General features: G+C 50.4%; 1 protein-coding gene. It reads right to left on the bottom strand.

Annotated elements, in window-relative coordinates:
- Positions 1-13 precede the first annotated feature (13 nt).
- A partial coding sequence (locus MB824_RS05030) for a hypothetical protein (protein WP_238746478.1) occupies positions 14-409 on the bottom strand: 396 nt, incomplete at its 5' end.

Raw genomic sequence — 409 nt, forward strand, 5'->3', positions numbered from 1 at the left:
CGCGGAAAGCAGCCTAGTCGTGCTGGCATTGCTCGTAGATTTTGTTTTTGGGAAAAATATCGTTCCGCCACACATACCAGCCTTTTTTACGCACGCAGGCATCGGCTTCCCGGTCGCCGCCGCCGATGGGATCGTAGCCGCAGGAGTGCATATCCTTATCTTGTTTGGCCATTTTGGCCAAAATTTGTTTAAGCATTCTATCCCGTTGTTCCCTGGAAGCACTGGGCGGCGTATTGATGTCAGGATAGATCTGGTTTTCATTACATAATTCCCAATCCAATGAAGCATCGGGCGGCAGTTTGAACCCTTTAAAAGTGCAGCCGGCCACTAGGGCGGATAAGCTTAAGGCCAATACGGTTTTTATCATGGTTGTTTCTCCTGTTCGGTGGGTTGCGAATGGGGGTAGCCG

It is taken from the genome of Kingella pumchi (genome assembly GCF_022288825.1).
Classification (GTDB): Bacteria; Pseudomonadota; Gammaproteobacteria; order Burkholderiales; family Neisseriaceae; genus Kingella_D; species Kingella_D pumchi.